Annotated in this window: 23 protein-coding genes; 19 read left to right on the top strand and 4 right to left on the bottom strand. The window is 74.6% G+C overall.

Features of this window, described 5'->3' with window-relative positions:
- Window positions 1-11: 11 nt before the first annotated feature.
- Genes ACH4J0_RS08025 through ACH4J0_RS08005 form a run of 5 tightly spaced genes read left to right on the top strand, consistent with a single transcriptional unit; the run spans window position 12 to window position 5,004 of the window.
- Window positions 12-884 carry an NAD(P)-dependent oxidoreductase gene (locus tag ACH4J0_RS08025; RefSeq protein ID WP_396237385.1) on the top strand — a complete coding sequence of 291 codons (873 nt, stop codon included), beginning with the start codon at window positions 12-14 and terminating at the stop codon, window positions 882-884.
- Window positions 881-2,221, top strand: coding sequence for an ATP-grasp domain-containing protein (locus tag ACH4J0_RS08020; protein WP_396237383.1), 1,341 nt, complete (start codon window positions 881-883; stop codon window positions 2,219-2,221). The genes ACH4J0_RS08025 and ACH4J0_RS08020 overlap by 4 nt, the downstream gene beginning before the upstream one ends.
- Complete coding sequence (locus ACH4J0_RS08015) at window positions 2,218-2,706, top strand: flavin reductase family protein (RefSeq protein ID WP_396237381.1); 489 nt, start codon at window positions 2,218-2,220, stop codon at window positions 2,704-2,706. Before ACH4J0_RS08020 ends, ACH4J0_RS08015 begins: the two co-directional genes overlap by 4 nt.
- A 31-nt stretch (window positions 2,707-2,737) precedes the next feature.
- A complete protein-coding gene (locus tag ACH4J0_RS08010; protein WP_396237379.1) occupies window positions 2,738-3,991 on the top strand; it encodes an acetyl-CoA carboxylase biotin carboxylase subunit family protein in 1,254 nt (417 codons plus the stop codon).
- On the top strand, window positions 3,991-5,004 hold the full coding sequence (locus ACH4J0_RS08005; protein ID WP_396237377.1) for a ketopantoate reductase family protein: 1,014 nt from the start codon (window positions 3,991-3,993) through the stop codon (window positions 5,002-5,004). The genes ACH4J0_RS08010 and ACH4J0_RS08005 overlap by 1 nt, the downstream gene beginning before the upstream one ends.
- 20 nt (window positions 5,005-5,024) lie before the next feature.
- Here ACH4J0_RS08005 and ACH4J0_RS08000 read toward each other — a convergent pair whose 3' ends face one another.
- On the bottom strand, window positions 5,025-8,114 hold the full coding sequence (locus tag ACH4J0_RS08000; RefSeq protein ID WP_396237375.1) for an AfsR/SARP family transcriptional regulator: 3,090 nt from the start codon (window positions 8,112-8,114) through the stop codon (window positions 5,025-5,027).
- Between the two features lie 415 nt (window positions 8,115-8,529).
- On the opposite strand from ACH4J0_RS08000, the gene ACH4J0_RS07995 reads away from it, so the two are divergent.
- Genes ACH4J0_RS07995 through ACH4J0_RS07985 form a run of 3 tightly spaced genes read left to right on the top strand, consistent with a single transcriptional unit; the run spans window position 8,530 to window position 10,646 of the window.
- Window positions 8,530-9,882: a diacylglycerol/lipid kinase family protein gene (locus ACH4J0_RS07995; protein WP_396237373.1), complete on the top strand. Its 1,353-nt coding sequence runs from the start codon at window positions 8,530-8,532 to the stop codon at window positions 9,880-9,882.
- Window positions 9,879-10,433 (top strand): phosphatase PAP2 family protein, encoded by a 555-nt coding sequence (locus ACH4J0_RS07990; RefSeq protein WP_396237371.1) that lies wholly within the window; start codon window positions 9,879-9,881, stop codon window positions 10,431-10,433. The genes ACH4J0_RS07995 and ACH4J0_RS07990 overlap by 4 nt, the downstream gene beginning before the upstream one ends.
- 21 nt (window positions 10,434-10,454) lie before the next feature.
- On the top strand, window positions 10,455-10,646 hold the full coding sequence (locus ACH4J0_RS07985; protein WP_396237369.1) for a hypothetical protein: 192 nt from the start codon (window positions 10,455-10,457) through the stop codon (window positions 10,644-10,646).
- A 25-nt stretch (window positions 10,647-10,671) separates the two neighbouring features.
- Here the strand turns inward: ACH4J0_RS07985 and ACH4J0_RS07980 are convergent, their stop codons facing one another.
- The gene (locus ACH4J0_RS07980) at window positions 10,672-11,517 is read right to left on the bottom strand and encodes a sigma factor (RefSeq protein WP_396237367.1); all 846 of its coding nucleotides are present in this window, start codon (window positions 11,515-11,517) and stop codon (window positions 10,672-10,674) included.
- A 211-nt stretch (window positions 11,518-11,728) separates the two neighbouring features.
- On the opposite strand from ACH4J0_RS07980, the gene ACH4J0_RS07975 reads away from it, so the two are divergent.
- The 7 genes from ACH4J0_RS07975 to ACH4J0_RS07945 all read left to right on the top strand — a co-directional run bounded on the left by ACH4J0_RS07975 (window position 11,729) and on the right by ACH4J0_RS07945 (window position 19,192).
- On the top strand, window positions 11,729-12,229 hold the full coding sequence (locus ACH4J0_RS07975) for a hypothetical protein (protein ID WP_396237365.1): 501 nt from the start codon (window positions 11,729-11,731) through the stop codon (window positions 12,227-12,229).
- A gap of 315 nt (window positions 12,230-12,544) precedes the next feature.
- Window positions 12,545-13,342, top strand: a complete 798-nt coding sequence (locus ACH4J0_RS07970; protein WP_396237363.1) for an ABC transporter ATP-binding protein — start codon at window positions 12,545-12,547, stop codon at window positions 13,340-13,342.
- Complete coding sequence (locus ACH4J0_RS07965) at window positions 13,327-15,297, top strand: hypothetical protein (protein WP_396237361.1); 1,971 nt, start codon at window positions 13,327-13,329, stop codon at window positions 15,295-15,297. The genes ACH4J0_RS07970 and ACH4J0_RS07965 overlap by 16 nt, the downstream gene beginning before the upstream one ends.
- Window positions 15,298-15,358: 61 nt before the next feature.
- The gene (locus tag ACH4J0_RS07960; RefSeq protein ID WP_396237359.1) at window positions 15,359-16,675 is read left to right on the top strand and encodes a sensor histidine kinase; all 1,317 of its coding nucleotides are present in this window, start codon (window positions 15,359-15,361) and stop codon (window positions 16,673-16,675) included.
- Window positions 16,639-17,295 (top strand): LuxR C-terminal-related transcriptional regulator, encoded by a 657-nt coding sequence (locus ACH4J0_RS07955; RefSeq protein WP_396237357.1) that lies wholly within the window; start codon window positions 16,639-16,641, stop codon window positions 17,293-17,295. Before ACH4J0_RS07960 ends, ACH4J0_RS07955 begins: the two co-directional genes overlap by 37 nt.
- 56 nt (window positions 17,296-17,351) lie before the next feature.
- Window positions 17,352-17,510: a hypothetical protein gene (locus ACH4J0_RS07950; protein ID WP_396237355.1), complete on the top strand. Its 159-nt coding sequence runs from the start codon at window positions 17,352-17,354 to the stop codon at window positions 17,508-17,510.
- Window positions 17,511-17,893: 383 nt separating this feature from the next.
- Window positions 17,894-19,192, top strand: a complete 1,299-nt coding sequence (locus ACH4J0_RS07945; protein WP_396237353.1) for a YhgE/Pip domain-containing protein — start codon at window positions 17,894-17,896, stop codon at window positions 19,190-19,192.
- Between the two features lie 68 nt (window positions 19,193-19,260).
- Here the strand turns inward: ACH4J0_RS07945 and fdhD are convergent, their stop codons facing one another.
- Window positions 19,261-20,115, bottom strand: coding sequence for a formate dehydrogenase accessory sulfurtransferase FdhD (gene fdhD, locus ACH4J0_RS07940; protein ID WP_396237351.1), 855 nt, complete (start codon window positions 20,113-20,115; stop codon window positions 19,261-19,263).
- A 247-nt stretch (window positions 20,116-20,362) separates the two neighbouring features.
- Window positions 20,363-20,830, bottom strand: coding sequence for a GreA/GreB family elongation factor (locus ACH4J0_RS07935; RefSeq protein WP_396237349.1), 468 nt, complete (start codon window positions 20,828-20,830; stop codon window positions 20,363-20,365).
- 149 nt (window positions 20,831-20,979) lie between these two features.
- Between ACH4J0_RS07935 and ACH4J0_RS07930 the strand changes: the two genes are divergently transcribed.
- The 4 genes from ACH4J0_RS07930 to ACH4J0_RS07915 are packed head-to-tail and all read left to right on the top strand — an operon-like array spanning window position 20,980 to window position 21,876.
- Entirely contained in the window at window positions 20,980-21,207 is a 228-nt protein-coding gene (locus tag ACH4J0_RS07930) for a DUF2397 family protein (protein ID WP_396237347.1), read from the top strand.
- Entirely contained in the window at window positions 21,204-21,446 is a 243-nt protein-coding gene (locus tag ACH4J0_RS07925) for an ATP-binding protein (RefSeq protein WP_396237500.1), read from the top strand. The genes ACH4J0_RS07930 and ACH4J0_RS07925 overlap by 4 nt, the downstream gene beginning before the upstream one ends.
- Window positions 21,443-21,703, top strand: a complete 261-nt coding sequence (locus tag ACH4J0_RS07920) for a hypothetical protein (RefSeq protein ID WP_396237345.1) — start codon at window positions 21,443-21,445, stop codon at window positions 21,701-21,703. The genes ACH4J0_RS07925 and ACH4J0_RS07920 overlap by 4 nt, the downstream gene beginning before the upstream one ends.
- The gene (locus ACH4J0_RS07915) at window positions 21,700-21,876 is read left to right on the top strand and encodes a hypothetical protein (protein WP_396237343.1); all 177 of its coding nucleotides are present in this window, start codon (window positions 21,700-21,702) and stop codon (window positions 21,874-21,876) included. Before ACH4J0_RS07920 ends, ACH4J0_RS07915 begins: the two co-directional genes overlap by 4 nt.
- Window positions 21,877-21,929 lie beyond the last annotated feature (53 nt).

The following is a 21,929-nucleotide window of genomic DNA, read 5'->3' as shown; positions in this document are numbered from 1 at the left end:
GGACACCGACCATGCGGATCGGATTCGCCGGACTCGGGACCATGGGCGGCGGCATGTGCCGGCGCCTGGCCGAGGCCGGATTCGAGGTGGCGGTCTTCGACCTGGACACCGCCGCCGCCGAGCGGGCCGCAGAGCAGCCCGGCATCACCGCCGTCACCCGGCCCGAGGAGCTGGCCGCGCCCGTCGTGGTCACCATGCTGCCGGACGGTGCCGCCGTACGGGCGGTCGCCGAAAAGCTGCTCCCGGCCATGGCGCCCGGCTCGGTGCTGGCCGACACCGGCTCCAGCGACCCGGGTGACACCCGCGGACTGCGCGAACCGGCCGCCCTGTACGGCGTGCACGTGGTGGACGCCCCGGTCTCCGGCAGCCCGGCCGCGGCCCGGAGCGGCGAGCTGACCCTGATGGCCGCCGGCGACCCCGAGGGGCTCGACCTGGCCGAGCCGGCGCTCACCGCGCTCGGCCGGGTGTACCGGGTCGGCCCGTCCGGCGCCGGCCACGCGCTGAAGGCGCTGAACAACCTGCTCTCCTCGATCAGCCTCGCCGCGACCGCCGAAGTGCTGCTCGCCGGGCGGGCGTTCGGCCTCGAACCGGCCGTCATGCTGGAGGTGGTGAACGCCTCGACCGGCCGCAACCACGCCTCCGAGACCAAGTTCCCGGCCCACGTGCTGACCGGCGGCTTCGACTCCGGCTTCGCGCTGCGGCTGATGCTCAAGGACCTGCGGATCGCCGACCGGCTGCTGGAGGACGCCGGCGGCCGCTCCGACCTCGGCCGGGCCTGCCGGGCCATCTGGGAGCAGGCCCGGGCCGAGCTGCCGCAGGACGCCGACAACGTCGAGGTGGTCCGCTGGCTGGAGACCGCGGCCGGACGGGAGCTGCGGGCATGAGCGGCACCGGCACGACCGCCACCGGCACGACCGGCACCTGTGCGGCGCCGGCCCCGCGGATCGCCGTCATCGGCGGCACCCCCGCCACCCTGCGCAAGGTGCGCGCGGCCGGCTTCGAGATCGTCTGGGTGTACGGGCCGCAGGAGCTGGATCCGGCCGGGCTCGCCCACGTGGCCGAGGCCTACCTGACGGACTACCGGGAGCCCGCCGCCGTCGCCGAACTGCTCGCCACCGTGCACCGGTCGCGTCCGCTGGTCCGAGTGGTCTCGATCATCGAGGACGGCCTGGAGCCGGCCGCCGCCGCGACCACCCGGCTCGGCCTGCCGGGCAACGGGCTGGAACTCGTCCAGGTGCTCCAGGACAAGCTGGCCTTCCGCACGGTGCTCGCCGAGCGCGGCGTCGACGCCGTCGCGGCCCGGATCGGGCACACCGCCGCGGACATCCGGGCCTTCGTCGCCGAGCACGGCCCGGCCGTGATCAAGCCCCGCTACGGCTCCGGCAGCCTCGGGGTGCGGTTCGTCGAGGACCTCGCGGCCGCCGACGAGGCGGGCGCCTGGGCGGCCGGGTTCGGGCTGCACTCCTTCCTGATGGAGCAGTTCCTGTCGGGCACCGAGATCAGCGTGGAGACCTTCAGCTTCGCCGGCCGGCACGTGGTGCTCGCGTACACGGCCAAGGAGAAGCTCGCCTCCTTCGTCGAGGTCGGCCACACCCAGCCCGCCCCGCTGGAGGGCGACACCGCCCGCCGGGTCGAGGAGCTGGTCGGCTCGATGCTCGACGCGGTCGGCCTGACCGACGGGCCCGCGCACACCGAGGTGATCCTCACCGGGCAGGGCCCCCGACTGGTCGAGTCGCACAGCCGGCGCGGCGGGGACCGGATCACCGACCTGGTCCAGCAGGTGTACGGGATCGACACCGACGCGCTGGCCTTCCTCTGGTACGCCGGGCGCACCGGGCCGGTCGAACCGGGGGAGCCGGCCTGCGGCGCCTCGATCCGCTTCCTGACCGCCGAGCCGGGCGTGGTCGACGCCGTCGAGGGCCTGGCCGAGGTGCTCGCCGACCCGGACGTGGTGGACGCCTCCGTCTCGGTCGCCCCCGGCGACACCGTGGTGCCCATCGCCTGGTCCTACGACCGCTGCGGCCTGGTGCTGGCCCGCGGCCGGGACGGCCGGGCGGCGGCCGAACGGGCGGGCGCCCTGGCCGCCCGGATCGCGATCCGGACCTCGCCCGCCGAGACCGGTCCGCCGACCCGCACGCTGGCCACCATCGCCGCCCGCCCGGACCGGCTGGTCGGCGCAGCCCCGGGCCCGGCCGCCGGGGCCGTCGGAGCCGCCGAATGAGCGTCGACGCCCAGGAGTTGCGCAGCGCGCTGCGCCCGCACGCGGCCGGGATCGCGGTGCTCACGGCGCCCGGACCGGTCGGGGTGACGATCACCTCCTTCACCTCGGTCAGCGCCCGGCCCGCCCTGGTCTCCTTCGCCCTGGCCGAGACCTCCAGCACCTGGCCGCACGTCCGGGACAGCGAGTGGTTCGGCATCCAGCTCCTGGGCGCCCGCCAGCAGGAGCTGGCCCGGTTGTTCGCCACCCCGGGCGCCGACCGCTTCGGCCCGGACACCCGCTGGCACCCCGGACCGCACGGGGTTCCGCTGCTCGACGGCTGCCTGAGCTGGCTGGTCTGCGCCCGGCACGACGTCCGTACGGTGGGCGACCACCACGTGGTCGTCGCCGCCGTCGATGAGGTCCGGCAGGGCGCGCCGGGCGACAGCCTGGTCCATCTGCACGGCGTCATGCGGCCGGTGGCCCAGCCCGACCTGGTCAGGGGCTGACCCCCCCGCCCACCACCCGACTGGAGGAGCAATGGAGACGGAAGCACAGCCGCGACAGCACCGGGCCGCCGGGGTGGCGGTCGCCGCCCCGCACGTCCTGGTGCTGGTGGACAGCGACCACGCCGACACCCCGTACGACGCCTGGGCGGCCGAACTCGGCGCCCGGCTGACCCTGCTGGTGTCGGCCGAGAAGTACCCGCAGTACGCCCACCTGCCCGAGGCCCGGCCGATCACCGGCTACCACGGTGGCAGTGAACTGGAGCGGGTGGCCATGGAGTTGGCGGGCGAGGACTTCGCCGCGGTGATCGCCCGCGGCGAGCGGGACGTGCTGCGGGCCGCCCGGCTGCGCGAGCTGCTCGGCCTGCCCGGCCAGCACTGGGACAGCGCCCTGGCGTTCCGCGACAAGGTCCTGATGAAGACCATGCTGCGCGAACGGGGCCTGGAAGTACCGCAGTTCGCGCCGGTCCGGGTCGCCCTCGACCTGTTCGGCTTCATCCGCGAGCACGGCTACCCGGTGGTGGTGAAGCCCGCCCTGGGCTCCGGCTCCAAGGGCACCTCCGTGCTGCGCGACGAGGCCGACCTCACCGCGCTGCTCGCCGACGGGCTCCCGGAGCACGCCGAGGTGGAGCGCTTCGTCGATGGGCGGATGTACGTCGTCGACGGCCTGGTCACCGAGGGCCGGCTGTCCGCCGTGTTCGTCTCCCACTACCTCAACGACTGCCTGACCTTCCACTCCGGCGGCTACCTCGGATCGGCCCAGCTCACGCGCGGCGAGCCGATGGTGGACCGGCTGATCGAGTACGCCCGGACCGTGCTGGCGGCGCTGCCCACCCCCGAGTGCACCACCTTCCACCTGGAGGTCTTCCGCACCCCCGACGACCGCCTGGTGCTCTGCGAGGTGGCCAGCCGCACCGGCGGGGCCCGCACCACCGGGGCGATCCGCGCCTGCACCGGGTTCGACCTGGACCAGCGCTGGTTCGCCGCCCAACTCGGCGAGCGGATCGCGCCGGACGAGGAACTGCGGGGCGCGGCACCGGGCGCCTCCGGTGGTTGGGTGCTCTTCTACCCGGGCAGGGGCCGGCTGGCCGCGCTGCCGAAGGACCCGCCGTCCTTCGTGGTCGAGGAGCGGATCAAGGGCACCATCGGACACCGCTACCACGGCGGCGAGAAGTCCGGTGACTACCTCGGCGGCTATGTGATCATTGGCCGGGACGCGGACGAAATCGCGGCCAACGCCGAGGAGTTGGCCGCGTGGTACGCGGACGGGATCAGCTGGGAGGACTAGTGGACAAGCGGTACATCGTGATCGGCGCCGGGGCGGTCGGCGGCGTGGTCGGCGCCCGGCTGCACCGGGCCGGACACCAGGTGGTCCTGGTGGCGCGCGGTGACCACGGCACGGCCCTGCGCGAGCGGGGGCTGACCGTGCACGGCCCGGCCGGTGCGGACACCGTCCCGGTCGCGGTGGCGGCCGGGCCGCAGGAGGTCGAGCTGCGCGAGGGCGACGTACTGCTGCTGGCCGTCAAGACCCAGGACACCAGGGCCGCGCTGGCCGCCTGGGCCGAGCAGCCGGTCGGGCCGGACGGCGGCCGGGCCGGCGCCCGGCTGCCGCTGGTGTGTCTGCAGAACGGGGTGGAGAACGAGCGGCTGGCGCTGCGCCACTTCCGCCGGGTCTACGGCGCCATGGTGGTGCTGCCGGCCGCCTTCCTCACCCCCGGCGAGGTGAGCACCTGGTGCGGGCCGCGCACCGGCGTGCTGGTCCTGGGCCGCTACCCGGACGGCGCCGACGACACCGTCCGGGAGATCGCCGCGGACCTGACGGCGGCCGACTTCCGGGCCGTGGTCGCCGAGGACGTGCTGCGCTGGAAGTACGGCAAGCTGGTCGACAACCTGGCCAACGCCGTGGACGCGCTGTGCGGGCAGCGGCCCGGGGCCGAATCCGCGGAACTGGCCGCCCGGGCGCGGGCCGAGGCCATCGCGGTGCTGGAGCGCTCGGGCATCGCGTACGCGGCTCCCGAGGAGTTGACCGAACTGCGCCTCGGCGCGGTCGAGCGCCGGCCCTCCGACGCCGGAGCCGGGCACGGCTCGACCTGGCAGAGCCTCAAGCGGGGCGGCGGATCCGCCGAGGTCGACTACCTGAACGGGGAGATCGTGCTGCTCGGCCGCGGTTGCGGGGTACCGACGCCGGTGAACGAGCTGTTCCAGGACCTGGTGAACCGCTGGGCCCGGGAGGGCCGCGAGCCCGGCAGCCTGGCCCCGGCGGAGCTGGCCGAACTGGTCGGCCAGGTGGACACGCCGTAGGTCAGTGGACACGCCCCGGGTCAACAGCCGTCCGGGTGCTCCCAGGTCCGGGTGGCCCCGGCGAGCAGTTCCTCGGTGCGTTCCAGCCAGGGCTTCGAGCCGAGTTCGGCGAACAGCGTGCGGCAGGCCGTCAGGTGCCCGGCGGCCTCGGCGCGGTCGCCCCGCCGCAGCGCGATCCCGGCCAGCGCGTAGCGCGAGCGGGCCTCCACGGCCCGCTCGCCGACCTGCTGGGACAGGTCCAGCGCCCGGGTGAGCGCGTCCACCGCGCCGTCCAGCCGGCCCTCCTGCTGCCGTACGGTGCCGAGGCCGTGCAGCGCGTACGCCTCGCCGATCCGGTCGCCGCCGGCCCGGACGATCCCCAGGACGTCCTGGAGCGCGTCCTCGGCCAGGTCGGTCCGGTCGGCCGACAGGTGCAGCTCGGCGGACCGCTGGAGGACCTGGGCCTCCACCCGCACGCAGTTCTCCGCCCTGCAGATCACCAGGGCCTGTTCCAGCATGGCGCGGGCCCGCTCGGGGCTGCCCGCGCTCATCCACCAGCCGGCCAGGCTGCGCAGGATGTGGGCCTCGCCGATCCGGTCGCCGACCAGCCGCATCACGGTCAGCGCCTCGTCGTACTTCTCCCGCATCGCCAGGTCGTCGCCGCGCACCCCGTCGAGGAAGGCGTCGTTGCGCAGCACCAGCGCGCGGCCGTGGTCGTGCCCGGCCGCCTCGAACAGCTCCCGGGCGAGGGCGAAGTGCTCCTGGGCCTGCTCGTGCCGGGTCTGGAACATGTGCAGGGTGCCCAGCGAGTACAGCATCGCGGCCTGGCCGACCGGATTGCCGGCCCGCACCGCCACCTCCTGGGCGAGCCGGGCGGTCTCCTCCCAGTCGTCGAAGTGCCCCTTGGCCTCGAACAGGGTGACCGAGGTGAGCGCGAGGTCCCAGCACAGCTCGTCCAGCCCGGCCGCGGCGGCCTGCCGGACGGCCGTCACCAGCGCCAGCCGCTCGGTGTCCCAGCCGTCCACCCCGGTGCCGGCCCGGCCGGCGCCGGAGTCCAGCGGCGGCCGCCAGCGCTCGGCGCCGCCGTGGATGACGGTGTAGTCGCCGCCGTACTCCCGGCGGTGGGCGTCCTCGGCCAGGGCCAGCCAGCCGCCGAGCATCCGGGCCAGCGCGGCCTGCCGCTCGGTCGCGGTCTCGGTCGCCACCAGCTGCTCGTGGGCGTAGGCGCGGACCAGGTCGTGGAAGCGGTAGCGGGGCCCCGGCCGGTTGGGGTACTGGACGATGTCCATCACCTGGGCCTCGACCAGCAGGTCGAGGGTGTCCTCGGCGGTGACCGGGTCGGTGTCCAGCAGCGCGGCCGCGATCCAGGCGGGCGCGTCGGGTAGCTGGACCAGCGAGAACAGCCGGAACAGCCGCTGCGCCGACGGCGGCAGGGCGCGGTAGGTGAGGCTGATGGTGGAGCGCAGTTCGAGCCCGTGGTGGCTGAGCTCGTCCAGCCGCTGGCGCTCGTTGCGCAGGCGCTGCACCAGCCGCTCGACCGGCCAGTGCGGGTGCGAGGCCAGCCGGGCCCCGGCGATCCGCAGAGCCAGCGGCAGCCCGTCGCACAGGTGCACCAGCTCGACGGCGGTGTCCAGCTCGGCCTGGACCCGCGGGCCGCCGATGATCCCGGCCAGCAGGTCCAGCGCGTTGGACATGTCGAACACCTCGACGTCCACCTGGTGGATGCCCGGGACGCGGGCCAGCCGGGCCCGGCTGGTCGCGAGCACCGCGCAGCTGGCGCTGCCGGGCAACAGCGGCGTCACCTGCTCCGCGCTGGTCACCCCGTCCAGGACCACCAGGACCCGGCTGTCGGCCAGCCGGCTGCGGTACATCTCGGCCCGCTCCTGGGGGTCCTCCGGTATCGCCTTGGCCGGCACGCCGACCGCCCGCAGGAAGCGGGCGAGCAGCGTCCCGGTCCGGCTCTCGCCGTCGCCGGTGCCGCCCGCCTCCGCGGTCGGGGTGTGCAGGTCGGCGTAGAGGTGGCCGTCGGGGAAGTGGGCGCCCGCCTCGTGGGCGGCGCGGACGGCCAGCGCCGACTTGCCGACCCCGCCGGGGCCGCAGATGTTGACGATCGGCACCGCGTAGCCGGGGGCCTGGGCGCCGGCGGAGGGAACGATCAGCTTCTTGATCTCGTCGAGCTGGCCCCGGCGGCCGATGAAGTCGCTGATACTGGCGGGGAGCTGGCGGGGGGTGAGGCGGAAGCCGGTCTCCGTGGGCAGTGACGCGGGGGCGGGTACGAGCGGGTGCGCCGGGGCCGGGGCCGGGGCCGGCGGCGCGGAGGGCGCGGGTACGGACGCCGGCGCCGGCGGCTCGGTGGCGGCGTGTCCGTCGCGGCGGACCGGCAGGTCGAGTTCGGGGGACTGGTTGAGGATCGCCCCCTCCAGCTCCCGCAGCTCCTGGCCGGGCTCGATGCCGATCTCCTCGACCAGCGCCCGACGCGCCCGCTGGAACGCCTCCAGGGCGTCCGCCTGCCGCCCGGAGCGGTACAGGGCCAGCATCAGGTGCCCGTACAGCCGCTCCCGCAGCGGGTGGCGGGCGGTCAGCGAGGCCAGTTCGGCGCTGAGCTCGCCGTGCCGGCCGAGCAGCAGGTCCAGTCGGACCCGCTCCTCCAGCACGGTCAGCCGCCGGTCGTTGAGGTGGGTCGCCGACCGCTGCGCCAGCTCGCCGGGCACCCCGTCCAGCGCCGGGCCGCGCCACAGCGCCAGCGCCTCGCGCATTGTGGCCGCGGCCCGTTCGGTGCGGCCCGCGCCGCTCTCCTCCCGGGCGAGCGCGACCAGTCGCTCGAACTCCAGGCTGTCCACGTCCTCCGGCTCCAGCTCCAGGGCGTAGCCGGGGGAGCGGGTGGTGATCGCCTCCGGCCGTCCGGCCTGGGCGAAGCGTTTGCGCAGGGTGGAGACGGCGACCTGGATCTGCCCGCGGGCCGTGGTCGGCGGGGCGTCCCCCCACACCGCGTCGATCAGCTGCTCGGTGGAGACCGTCCGGTTGACGTTGAGTCCGAGCATCGCCAGGACCACCCGCTGCCGTGGTCCGCCCAGGTCGAGCGAGCGCTTCTCATGGACCAGTTCGACCGACCCCAGCAGCCGTAGCAGCATGCTTCCTCCCCGTCAACCGAAACGCGCTCAGCGTAGTGGTATACACCAGATTCCCCCGTGGACACTACAGTCACAGCATTAACCGGACAGTCCCCGCCGCTGGTTTCCGTAGACCCGACGAATTCTCGCCATATCCCCGGCGCTATCGTACGCGATCCGCTGCTGACCATTGCCGACGCCGATGCTTCGTATGCGTCTCCCACTTCCGGCGGGGAGGGTCGGGATTCGTTGATCGAGCCGGGCTCCGCACTCGCCGCGGAATTGTTTCTGGACATTCGAAGCCGGCCCGCCGCCCCTCCTGAACCGGCTGCGCCGGGCCGTCCGTTGGCCGGTACGCCCCGCTCGGCGCGCCCCGGGCGGCCGGTCCGGTTTAGGGTGACCGAACCGGAGGGGTCGAACGGACGAGGGCAGGCCGATGGGCGAAGTGGTGGACCGGCACCGGCCGCGCCGGCTCGCGCGGCTGGCGCTGCTGTGCGCACTGGCGGCCGTGGTGGTGCTCGCCTTCACCGGCCTGCACGGGCTGCTGGTGTTGCTCGCCGAACTCCTCGGACTGGTGCTGACGGCCGCCGGCGCCTGGTGGGCGATCACCCGGCGGGCGCTGGCGCGGATCGCCGGTGCGGTGCTGGCCGTCGGAGCGCCGGTCGCCGTCGTCGTGCTGGCCTACGACGCCGAGGTGCTGCTGCCCGCGGCGATCGGCGTGGCCCTGTGGCTGGCCGGACTCGCCTGCGCCCGTTCCGCGCTGCGGGCGGCCCGGCCTCCCCGGCCGATGCCGGAGCGGGAGGCCCCGCCGCCGCGCCGGCCGGCGCTGATCATGAACCCGAAGTCCGGCGGCGGGAAGGTCGAACGCTTCGACCTGGTCCGGCGCGCCGAGGAACTCGGCGCCCGGGTGCTGCTGCTGGACACCTCCGCGCAGCAGGACGTCGCCGAACTCGCCCGCCGGGCCGTCGCCGAGGGCGCCGACCTGCTCGGCGTCGCCGGGGGCGACGGCACCCAGGCCCTGGTCGCGGACGTCGCCGCCGAACACGACCTGCCGTTCCTGGTCGTCCCGGCGGGCACCCGCAACCACTTCGCGATGGACCTCGGCCTCGACCGCGACGACCCCGCCACCTGCCTGGACGCCCTGCGCGACGGTGTCGAAGTCGTCGTCGACCTCGGCCGGGTCGGCGACCGCACCTTCGTCAACACCGTCTCCTTCGGCGCCTACGCGGAGATCGTGCGGAGCCCCCGGTACCGCGACGCCAAGGCCGCCACGGCTCTGGACGCCCTCCCCGACCTGCTGCTCGGCGACGGCGGCACCCGGCTGACCGCCCGCGCCGACGACCACCGCATCGAGGCGCCGCAGGCCCTGCTGGTCAGCAACAACCCGTACGCCGCGCCCGACCCGGTCGACCTCGGCCGCCGCCCGCGCCTGGACGGCGGCGTGCTGGGCGTCCTCGGCATCCGAGTCGACAACGCCGCCCAGGCTGCCGATGTCGCCCTGCGCGGCGAGCGGGCCGACGGGCTGGAACTGCTGTCGGCGCGTCAGGTCACCGTGCACGCCGGCGCCCCCGAGATCCCCGTCGCCGTCGACGGCGAGGCGCTGATGCTGCCGACCCCGGTCGTCTGCACGCTGCGGCACCGCGCCCTGCGGGTCCGCGTGCCGCGCGACCGGCCCGGCGCGGACCCGGCCCAGCAGGCCCGTGCCCACCGGTTGGAGTGGCGCGACGTCACCCGGCTCGCCCTGGGTTCGTCCCGGGCGGCTTCTTCCCGGACCGGTGGTCGCTCGTGACCGGCCCCGTCGTGCGCGACCTCGCCGCACTCGACGGCGCGGTCTACGCCGCCGTCGCGGCGACCGACACGCCCACCCTCGACGCGGGCCTGCGGGCGCTGTCCCGGGCTGCCGACCACTCGAAGATCAACCTGTCCATCGCGGCCGCACTCGCCCTGGCCCCCGGCCGGTGGCGCCGCGCCGGACTGGCCGGCGCGGCCTCCGTCGCAGCGGCCTCCTTCACCGCGAACCTCCTCGGCAAGCACCTGGTCCGCCGCCCCCGCCCGGACCGCGAGGCGGCGCGGGTGGTGGTGAACCGGCACGTGCCGATGCCGACCTCGGCCTCCTTCCCCTCCGGTCACACCGCCTCGGCCTTCGCCCTGGCCACGGCGGTCGGCACGCTCCTGCCCGTCACCGCCACCCCGCTCACCCTGCTCGCCTGCGCGGTCGGCTACTCCCGGGTCCACACCGGCGTCCACTACCCGGGCGACGTGCTGGCGGGCGCCCTGCTGGGCACCACCTGCGCGGGGGCCGTCCTCGCCACGGGACGGCGGTGGGCGGCGCCGGGGTAGGGCCGGTTCGATGTCGACCGGTTGCCCGCGAACGACGACGTCCTGCGGGCGGACGGCTCGTTCGACACAGCACGGGCACGGGTGGCCCCACCCCTGGCCGAGGCCGCGGCGTGGACCGGCCCCGTCGCCCGACCGGGCGAGAGCCCGGCCGCTCCGGGCCTGGACCCGACGCTCGAGGTGGACCCGCGCCGACGGCCGGACACCGGGGGCTGATCCGCTCAGCCCTCGGTGAGCGGCTTCAGCGCCGGAGGGCGTCGACGTCGATCGCCCCCAGCCGCTCCGGGTCCAGCAGGAGGTGCACCCGGCTGATCCGGCCCGCCCGGACCGCGAAGTCCAGCACCGCGATCGGCACGCCGTCCCGGGTGACCAGGGCGCCGGGGGAGCCGTTGACCAGTACCGCGGTGAACGCCGGTCCGCCCTGGCAGAGCGTCACGGCGCGCTCCGCCACCTCAGGGGCACCGTGGAGCGGGTGCCAGCCGTCCGCGCGCAGTTCGGCCTCCGGTTCCAGGGCGGCCGCCAGCGCCGTCGTATCGCCGTCCAGCACCGCCGCGCAGAAGGCGTCGACCAGCCTGCGGCGGGTGGCCGCACTGCCGTCGCCGTCCGCCTCGCGCGCCTCCTGTACCCGGCGGCGGGCCTGCTCGGCGAGCTTGCGCGTGTCCGCCGTGGTCCGCTCCAGGACGGTCGCGATCTGGTCGACGTGCAACCGCACCAGGTCGTGCAGCACGAAGGCGACCCGCTCGGCGGGGGCCAGCGCGTCCAGCGCGACCAGCAGGGTGAGACCGGTCGGGGCGGCACTCGGCGACTCCCCGCCGGACCGCTCGGGCGCGACGGCCACATCCGGCAGGCGCAGCCCCGGTCGCCCCGCCCGCGCGTCCAGCAGGTTCAGGCACACCCGGCCGGTCACCACGGTCAGCCAGCCGGCCAGGTCCGCCACCTCCTCCGGATTGATCCGGCCGAGCCTGGCCCAGGCCTCCCGTACGGCCTCCTCGGCCTCGGTGTGCGACCCCAGCAGCGGGTAGGCGAGGGCACGCATCCGCGGCCGGAGGTACTCGAACTGGCCTGCCTGCCGCTCGTGGTCGGGCACGGTCACACTCCTCGGTCCCGGGGGCGCGTCGTCGTGGGTGGACCTTACTCGGAGATGCGGGTTGATCACACCGGGTGTCACCGCCGGAAATCCGCGGTGCTCCGACGGGGTGACGGGCCCGGCTCCCGTTCCCGCCGGTCGGAGGCGGTGGGGCGGCCGTTAAGCTGTCCGGCGATCTTGCACGGCGTGACGGAGTATCGGGGGATCGAGCATGGGTGCGGATGGCGACGGGACCGGTGTCCGCCTGCGGAGGCGGGCGTGGCGACGGGTGCTCCTCGTGGTGGTCGCCGTGCTGGCCGTCGTGGGCGCGGCGGGTGCGGTGGCGGTCCACCGGATGACCACCGGGAAGCTCGACCACGGCACGGTGTTCACCGCCACCTCGGGCGAACTCGACGTCAAGCCAGGCCAGTTGTTCTCGATCGAGGTGAGCGCCCACCGGGGGTGGGGCGACATCTGGACCGTGGCCGAGGCCCCCGACCCCACCGTGGTGCGGACCGTCGGGGTCGAGTACGTCGAGAACTTCGGCCTGCCGAACCTGACCGGTGCGGTCGGCGCGGACTCCGGCGGCCACTACGACTTCGTCTTCCGTGCCGCCCAGCAGCCCGGCCGGACCACCGTCGCCCTGCACGTCGACTACCGCGACAGGCTGGGCGGGACGTTCTCCGGTGGCCCGGAGCAGACCAGGCGCCAGTTCACCGTCGACGTCGGCTGACCCCGCAGTCGCGCCCCTCTCCGTACCCCAGGGAAGCCTCAAGCCGCTCGACCGCCGGATCCTCGGCGTTCTACCGTCCAGTGGGGGAAGTCGGGGGAGGGGAACGACGAGTCGGATGAAGAGCGTCCCCGTGGGGCTTCGTGTAGCGGTCGTCCGGAGGGTACGGATCCGCGGAAGGTGCGGTGGCCGTTTCCAGCGGCGTTGCGCCGGCCCTTCTGGGTGGGTCCAGCCCCACCCCCGCCCGGGGTACAGCTGGATTCTGCCGCTGCCCCGCCGTCCCTAGGTTCGATCACGAGCCGCCCGGAGCGGGGGGCTGTGAGGATCGGGGAGGACGTCGTGCGGGGAGTGGTGGACGCGGGGGTGCCCGCGCTGCGGCTGGTGGGGCTGCGGAAGCGGTTCGGGGCGCACACCGCCGTGGACGGGGTGGACCTGGTGGTGCCCAGCGGTTCGTTCTACGGGCTGGTCGGCCCCAACGGCGCGGGCAAGACCACCTCGCTGTCGATGGCGGTCGGCCTGCTGCGGCCGGACGCCGGGAGCTCGGCGGTGTTCGGGGTCGACGTGTGGAGCGACCCGGTGCGGGCCAAGGCGCTGGTCGGGGTGCTGCCGGACGGCATGATGCTGCCCGAACGGCTCACCGGCCCCGAACTGCTGCACTACCTGGGCCGGTTGCGCGGTCTGCCGGCCGCGACCGTGGACGCCCGGGCCGAGGAGCTGCTGGCCGTCCTGGAGCTGGACGGAGCCGGGCACACCCCGGTGATCGACTACTCCACCGGAATGCGCAAGAAGATCGGTCTGGCCACCGCGCTGCTGCACGCCCCCCGGTTGCTGGTGCTGGACGAGCCCTTCGAGGCCGTCGACCCGGTGTCCGCCGCGACGATCCGGGTCATCCTGCGGCGCTTCGTCGCCTCGGGCGGTTCGGTGGTGTTCTCCAGCCACGTGATAGCGCTGGTCGAGCAACTCTGCGACCACGTCGGTGTGATGGCGGGGGGCCGGGTGCCGGCGGCCGGTCCGGTGGACGAGGTCCGGGCCGGCCGCGGGCTGGAGGAGGTCTTCGTCGAGCTGGTCGGCGCCCGTACCCGTGGCGAGGAGGGGCTGTCGTGGCTGGCGTCCTGAACCCCGGTGGTCTCCTGAATCCCACTGGCCTCCTGAACCCCGCCGGCTTCCTGAACCCCGCCGCCGTCCTGACCGGCATGAAGCTGGCCGTCCTGCGCCGGTCGATGTCCGGACCCCGGGCCGCGAGCCTGATCGCCGGGGGAGCGTGCGGCGCCCTGGCGGCCGTCGGCACCGCCCTGCTGGGCCTGGTGGACTTCCCCGTCCCCGAGGCCGGGGTCGGCACGATCGCTCTGGTGCTGCTGCTCTGGACCGTCGGCTGGACGGTCGGCCCGATCCTCACCGGAGGCGACCCCACCCTGCGGCTGTCCTACTTCACCCTGGTGCCGCAGCCCCCGCGCCGGCTCGCCCTCGGCCTGCTGGCCGCCTCCTTCGTCGGCGTCACCCCGCTGGTCGGCCTGATCGCCTTCTCGGTGCTGATGGTCTTCGGTGCCGGGCTGGGGCTGCTGCCCGCGCTGGTCGCCGTCCCCGCCACGCTGCTCCAGCTGCTGTTCGTCGTGGTGCTGGCCAAGTTGAGCCTGCAGTGCCTAGGCAGCGTCGCCCGCTCCCGACTCGGCTGGGAGCTGTCCGCGCTGCTGGTGGGGCTGGTCTGCGGGTTCCTCAACAGCGGCTGGTTCGGTCTCGCCTTCTTCTTCGAGCTGCTCGGCGGCCACTGGGCGCCCGTGATCGGCACGGTCGTGCGCGCTCTGCCCTCCGGCTGGTCGGTGGTCGCCGTGGACGCCGCCCGGCGCTCCGACTGGGCCCTGACCGGCGCCTGCCTCGGCGGACTGTTCGCCCTCTGCGCGCTGCTCTTCGCCGCCTGGACCGCCCTGCTCTCCCGCCAGTTGGTGCGTGGCACGGCGGGCGGCGCCCGGGCCGCCGCCCGTCGGGGCGCTGGGCTTCGGGCTCTCCCGGACACCCCCGGCGGCGCCGTCCTCGGCAAGGAACTGCGCCTGTGGGCGCGCGATCCGCGCCGCGCCCGCTTCCTGCGGATCGCCCTCTGGACCGGCCTGTTCACCGGTCTGTTGCCGATGCTCGGCGGCTTCTCCACCGTGCTGCCGTGGACCGGCGTCGTGCTCGCGCTGTACGCCGGCGCGCTCGGCTCCAGCCTGTACGGCCTGGACGCCGGCGCCCTGTGGCTGACCCTGGTCGCCCCCGGCGCCGAGCGGATCGACGTCCGGGCCCGGCAGGGGGCCTGGCTGCTGGTCGTCGGTCCGGCCGCCCTGCTGCTCACCGTGGCCGCCACCCTTGCCGTCCCCAACGGCTGGGCGTGGCCCTGGCTGTTCGCCACCCTGCCCGCCGTGCTCGGCGCCGGGGCGGGCCTGACCCCGCTGATGTCCCTGCTCGGCCCGGCGCCGTTCCCGGACCTGCCCGGCGGCAACCCGCTGGACGGCTTCAGCGACGAGAGCGGAGACCAGGTCCGGATGCAGAGCCTGGCCGTGCTGCTGCTCCAGCTCGCCGCCGCCCTGCCCGCCGCCGGCGTCGTGCTGGCCGGCACCCTGCTGCACAGTGCGCCGCTGCGGTGGGCGGGGACGGCGGTCGGCCTGGGCACCGGGCTGCTGTACGCCTGGTGGCTGGGCCGGGCGGCCCGGCACCGGCTGGAGACCCGGGGGCCGGAGCTGCTCGGCGTGATGCGCAAGGGCGTGCGGCGGGTGACGGAGCCGGCCCGCTCGCCGAGGGAGCAGGAGGAGCGCGACCTGCTGCGCGGCCTCTCCCGCCGCCGTACGGCGCTCGCCGGCCTGCTGGTCACGATCGGGGTGCTGAGCGTCGCCCCGCAGGGCGGCGTGGCGCTGGGGATGTCGCTGCTCGCGCCGGCGAACCGGAGCTGGTTCCTGGCCCTGTACCTGCCGCCGGGCTGGCAGGTACCGGTGGCGGCCGGGTTCGTCCTGCTGGGCACGGTCTGCTTCTTCGGGGTGTACCGGCTGATCCGCGCCAAGCACGCCCTGAACCGGGCCGCGCACACCGCCGCTCGGGAGTAGGCCGAGCGGGCCCGCTGCCATCATGATCGTCCAGCAACCCGACCCGGCCCCCGGAGGTCCCGTGAGCACCCCGCAGTCCCGAGGCGCCGAGGCGCTGCGCACCGTCGTACGGGCGCTCGGGCGGCTCGCCGTCCGCACGCTCCTCGTCCCGGTCGGGGCGGCGCTGGCCGTGCTCTACCTGGCCTCGTTCCTGCTCTGGGGCTGCCTCGGGATGTTCCCGCTGTTCCCGGCGGCCACCCGGGCGGTGCGCTCCGTCGCCGACGCCGCGCGGTGGGCCGCCGGGCACTGGTCGCAGGTGCCCGTACCGGTGCCGTACGTGCCGCGCCCGGCGCTGGAACGCACCCTGCACGGCTGGTTCTGGACCGGGCACGACTACCACAAGAGCCGCTGGTTCGCGTCCTTCGCGCTCACCCTGCGCTGGCTCTGGAACGACCCGGCGACCTGGCGGGACGCCGCCTGGCTCCTCGCCGACCCGCTGGTCGGCGGCGCCGTCGCGGCCGGCCCCCCGCTGCTGGTCGGCTACGGCCTGTACGGGCTGGCGCAGCCTGTCCTGCCCCAACCCGGCCTCGGGTACGGCCTGTTGCCGCTGCCCGTCCTCCTCGGCCCGCTCCTCGGGCTCGTCCTCGTCCCCGCCGGGCTCGCCCTCGCCCGGCCCGCCCTGCACCTGCACGGCCGGTGGACCCGCACCCTGCTCGGCCCCACCGAACGCTCCCGGCTCGCCCAGCGGGTCGAGCAGCTCACCGAGATCCGGCTGGACGCCACCGAAGCCCAGGCCGCCGAACTGCGCCGGATCGAACGGGACCTGCACGACGGCGCCCAGGCCCGGCTGGTCGCCGTCAGCCTGCGGCTCGGCGCGGTGGTGCCGTTGATCGACCGCGACCCGGAGAAGGCCAAGCAGGTGGTGACGGACGCCCAGGAGAACGTCACCCAGGCCTTGCAGGAACTGCGCGACCTGGTGCGCGGCATCCACCCGCCGGTGCTCGCCGAACGCGGCCTCGCCGAGGGAGTACGGGCGCTCGCGCTGGACGTGCCGCTGAAGGTCGAGGTCCGCACCGACCTGCCCGGCCGGGCCGAGGCCCCGGTGGAGTCGGCGGTGTACTTCGCCGTCAGCGAGGCGCTCACCAACGCGGTCAAACACGGCGACGCCCGCCACGCCACGGTGGAACTCACCCACACCGCAGGACTGCTGCGCGCCGAGGTGACCGACGACGGCCGGGGCGGCGCCGACCTCACCGGTGGCAGCGGCCTGCGGGGCATCCAGCGCAGGCTGGCGGTGTTCGACGGTACGCTCACGCTGACCAGCCCCCCGGGGGGCCCGACCAGGCTGATCATGGAGCTGCCGTGCGCGTTGTCCTCGCCGAGGACCTCGTCCTGCTGAGGGACGGACTGGAACTGCTGCTGAGCGCCCACGGCCACGACATCGTCGCCGCCGTGGAGAGCGGGCCCGAACTGGCCGCCGCCCTCGCCGAACACCGCCCGGACATCGCCGTCGTCGACGTCCGCCTGCCCCCCACCTACTCCGACGAAGGCCTCCAGGTCGCGCTCGCCGCCCGCCGCGAACAGCCCGGCCTGCCCGTCCTGGTCCTCTCCCAGCACGTCGAACAGCTCTACGCCCGCGAACTGATCGCCGACGGCGCCGGCGGCGTCGGCTACCTGCTCAAGGACCGGGTCTCCAAGGCCGACCAGTTCGTCGACGCCGTCCACACCGTCGCCGCCGGCGGCACCGTCATGGACCCCCAGGTCATCACCCGCCTCCTCGCCCGCAACGCCTACGACGAACCGCTCGCCATGCTCACCCCGCGCGAACGCGACGTCCTCGCGATGATGGCCGAGGGCCGGTCCAACGCCGCCATCGCCGGGCGCCTCCACTTCAGCGAGGGCGCGGTCAGCAAACACACCTCCAACATCTTCGCCAAACTCGGCCTCGGCGCCTCCGACGACGACAACCGCCGCGTCCTCGCCGTCCTCGCCTACCTCGACGGAACCCGCTCCCCCTGAGAAGCCCACCCTCGCCTCCCAGCGTCGCGCCGCCCGTAGAGGCCGAGGCGCCGGCCTTGCTGCTGGGTGTTTTCGCCCAGGCGCTGGTCGCGCTGGGCGGGACCCGGTTGGCGCAGGAAGTCGGCGGGTCCGACTTCCTGCGAGGGGCCAGTGAGGCGGCCAGCTACTTCTGTGACGTCGCCCCGAACACGGCCCGGCTGTCCATCTGGGCCTGACCGCCCGGCACCACCCGGAGCCGACCCGCTCGGCGCCGGGCCCCACGGCCCCGTGATCGCGGCCCCGCAGTCGCCTCTAGGAACGGTCCCCGTCGCTTCCGTGGCCCTGGCGCCTGTTCAAGGGCCCGGCGGCTCCGTCCGGTTGGGGTTCCGACTCGCCGCAGTATCGTCCCCGGCCGCGCCTCCTCCAGCCGGAATTCCCGCCGCGCCGCGTCGTAGTCGACCGGTCCCGCGTAGCGGCCCCGGTCGGCAGCTGGAGACCGCCCCCGGTGTGCCACCGCCCGGGTGACGCGGGTTTGACCGCGACGCGACCACGGAACGACTTCCCGCCGTACCCGCAGCGGCAGCACGGCACCGGCCCGTGCCCGGAACCGAGGGGTGGCATGGCGACCACGGGCTCCCCGGGGGCTCCCCGGAAGGCGAGGGCACTGGCGCTCGCCCGGCGGCCGAAACTGTGGCTCTTCCCGAGCTGCCTGTGCGCCCTGGTGGCCGTGGTGCTCTCGCTGCTCTACATGGGCGGCATCGTCAACCCGAACGGGAACCTGCACCGGCTGCCGATCGCCCTGGTGAACGCCGACCGGGGCGCGCCGCCGCCCGGGCAGCCGGTGAACTTCGGCACCCAGCTGACCCGGGCGGTGGTGGCCGGCACACCCGGGGAGACCGTCGACTGGAAGCAGACCGACGACGCGGGTGCGCACGACCTGATCGCCTCCGGCAAGGTCTACGCCGCGCTGTTCGTCCCCGAGGACTTCACGGCCGCCGTCACCGGACTGACCACCGGCCGCGCCACCACCCGGCCCACCCTCACCGTCCTCACCAACCCGGGCCTGGGCAGCCTGGGCGCCTCGATGGCCTCGCAGATCGCCCAGGGCGCCGCCCACCAGGCCTCACTCGCCGCCGGGAAGCAGCTGCTGGCCGCCGTACCGGCCTCCCACACCCCCGGCCCGGACGGCGGAGCCACCGCCCGGCTGCTGCTCGCCGACCCGTTCGCCGTCGCCACCCGGACCGGCCCGATCGGCAGCCACAGCGGGCTGGGCCTGACCGCCTTCTACTACACCCTGCTGTCCGTCCTGAGCGGTTTCATCGGCGGCAACATCATCCACAACGGCGTCGACGGCGCGCTCGGCTACAGCGACAGCGAGATCGGCCCCTGGCACACCCGCCGCCCGACCGTCCCGATCAGCCGCACCCAGACCCTGCTGCTCAAGATGGTGATGACCGCCGGGATCATGCTGCTCACCACCTCGCTGGTGCTGCTCTGCACGGTCGGCGTCCTCGGCATGGACGCCCCGCACACGGCGATGCTCTGGCTCTTCGCCTACTGCGCCAGTCTGGCCGTCGGCCTCGGGGTGCAGGCGATCAACGCCGCGTTCGGCGGGATCGGGCAGCTGGTGTCCATGTTCGTCTTCATCGCCCTGGCCCTGCCGTCCTCCGGGGCGACCGTCCCGCTTCAGGCGGTGCCCGGCTTCTACCGCTTCCTCGGCGCCTTCGAGCCGATGCGTCAGCTGAGCGACGGCATCCGGGCGATCCTCTTCTTCGACGCGCGCTCCGACGCCGGACTGGCCCGCGCCTGGACCATGATCGCCGTCGGCGTGGTGCTGGCCCTGGCCTTCGGCTTCGGGATGACCCGCTACTACGACCGCAAGGGCCTGCACCGCTGGACGCCCCAGCCCTCCGACTGATCGGCCCGGCCCGCTACTGCCACGGCCGGGCCGGCCCGGGCCCGGCTCGCTGCGGCCGGTCCGACCGGCTACTCGCCGTCCCGGGAGGCGTCTTCCGGGCCGGTGTCGATCCGGTCCGTGCGGGTGTAGACGTTCATCGAGTCGCCGCGCAGGAAGCCGACCAGGGTCAGGCCGCTCTCCTCGGCGAGGTCGGCCGCCAGCGAGGAGGGCGCGGAGACGGCGGCGAGCATCGGGATGCCGGCCATCACCGCCTTCTGGACCAGTTCGAAGGAGGCCCGGCCGCTGACCATCAGCACCGTGCCGCGCGCCGGGAGCAGGCCCTCGCGCAGCGCGTGGCCGATCACCTTGTCCACCGCGTTGTGCCGGCCCACGTCCTCGCGCAGGCAGAGCAGCCGGCCCCCGGCGTCGAACAGGCCGGCCGCGTGCAGGCCGCCGGTGCTGTCGAAGACCTTCTGGGCGGCACGCAGCCGGTCGGGCAGCGCGGAGAGCAGCGCGGGGGTGGCCTTCAGCCCGTCCTCGGCGACGCTCCACGGAGCGGTGGTGCGCACCGCGTCCAGGCTGGCCTTGCCGCACAGGCCGCAGGAGGAGGTGGTGTAGAAGTTGCGCTCCAGCGAGGCGTCCGGGGCGGCCACGCCGGGGGCGAGCACCACGTCCACCACGTTGTAGGTGTTGCCGCCGTCGGCGGTGGCCCCGGCGCAGTAGCGGATCCCGGCCAGGTGGTCGGCGGCGTGCAGCACGCCCTCGCTCACCAGGAAGCCGGCCGCCAGGTCGAAGTCGCTGCCGGGGGTGCGCATGGTCACCGTCAGCGGGCGCCCGCCGACGCGGATCTCCATCGGCTCCTCGGCGGCCAGCGCGTCGGGGCGGTGCGAGGAAGTGCCCTGGCGCAGCCGCAGTATTCTGCGCGGAACGGTCACTCGGCCCATCGTCGTCGGCTCCTCGGTTCGGGTCTGCTGTACGGATGAATCCTCCCTCCTGGCGGCGGTGCGCGGTTCGGGCAGGTGGCGGCGGCTGTGTGTGGGCGGCGGTGACCGCCGGGCTGGGCACGCCCGCGGCGGGCCACGCCGTGGTTCATCGCCCCGGGGCGTCGAAGAGGTGGTTCCTGTGAGCCGACGAGCCGCGCCGGTCGGAGGCCCGGCGAACACCCCCCCGACCGTGAACTCCGCCCTTGGCCTACCGGCCGTTCCCCACCGCCAGCACGACCGCGCTCGCCGCGCCGCCCGGCGTCTCGTAGTTCACCGTCTCCCCGGCCCGGCGGCCCAACAGCGCCTTCCCCAAGGGGCTGTCGTAGGTCACCAGGGTCATTTCCCGCTCCTCCGCCAGCTCCGAGATCTCGACGGTCTCCTCCTCGCCGTCCGAGAACCGCACGGTGACGGTCGAACCCACCCCGATCACCTCGGTCGACGGCGCCCCGGCCACCTCGGCCTCCCGCAGCCGCCCCTCCAGCTCGGCGATCCGCCGGTCCAGCCGTGTCACGTCGGAGGCCCGCTGAAGTTCGTCGGCGGCATCCGCGGAATCACCCGCCGGACCGTCCCCCCGCAGCGTCGCGGCCACCTCCCCCCGCTCCACCCGCAGCTGTGCCAACTCCTCGCGCACCGCGCGCAGCCCCTCGGCACTGATCGGTTCCGGCCCACTGCTCATCACAAGCTCCCGGGTCTCTCACGGGACGTTGAAACACCGGCCGTCTCTCATTACCCCACCCCGCCGCGCCCCAGGCAAATCCTCCGCGAAGTCGCCCCGGTTTCGTGAACTGGTTCGCGCAGCTACGGCCGTCCTGCACAATGGCGCCCATGACCAGCGGCGACGACCCGAGTTCGAGCCCGCGGGACGGCGTCCCGGACCGAGCCGGCGAGAGGTACCGGCCTTTCGCGCATCTCACCACGGAGAGTTGTGAGCTCTACCGACAGGTGATGGGGGTGTTCGTCCGGGCCAAGCAGGAGTTCACCGTTCATCTGCGCCCCGAGGACGTCCACCTGGGTCTTCCGCCGGAGGGCCGGCCGCCGCCCTCGGCGAGCTGATCGCCAACGCCTGGGAGCACGGCGAGACCCCCGCCCCCGTCGTCTACTTCTCCCTCACCCCCACCCTTCGCGTCTGCGTCGCGGACGAGAGCGACGCCCTCCCCGCGCCGCGCACCCCTGGCCGCCTCGCCGAGTCCGGGCGCGGTCTCCAGCTGGTCGAAGGGCTTACCCACCGCTGGGGTGTTGACCCCCAGAAGCGTGGCAAGACGGTCTGGTACGAGCTGGACTTCCCCGCGTGAGCCGCCACCGCATCCCCATCGCGCCGACCGACCCGGGGATGCACGATTACACCGCGCCGCAGATCACCACCCTCCTCGGCGAGTTGCACCGACGCGGCCTCCCGTACGGGCTCCTCTGGGGCTCCGCTGCCCCCGGCGAGACGACCCTCGACGGCCGGATCCTGGTCGACTTCGGCCACGCGCCCGTGAGTACGCTGCTCAACCTCCTCCACCTCCTCCACCTTCTCCGCGACCTCGAAGGAGATGAGCACGGGTGAGAGCCGGTACCGTCGCCTTCCTGGTCGGCGCCGCATTCGCCGTCCTCCTGGTGCTCGCGTTCGCCACCGTCGCCCTCGGCGTCGTCACGGCCCTCCGGACGCCCAGGCCCGACGACGAGCGCACCGACCCCGAACGCCGGGACCACGACCCGACCCGGCGCATACCCGTCTGACCAAGCCGCGCACGCCGCCGAGCCGAGTTCTCCAACTCGGCTCGGCCGCAGTA

It is taken from the genome of Kitasatospora sp. NPDC017646 (assembly GCF_044329365.1).
Classification (GTDB): Bacteria; Actinomycetota; Actinomycetes; order Streptomycetales; family Streptomycetaceae; genus Kitasatospora.
This window is presented reverse-complemented; position numbering and strand designations above follow the sequence as displayed.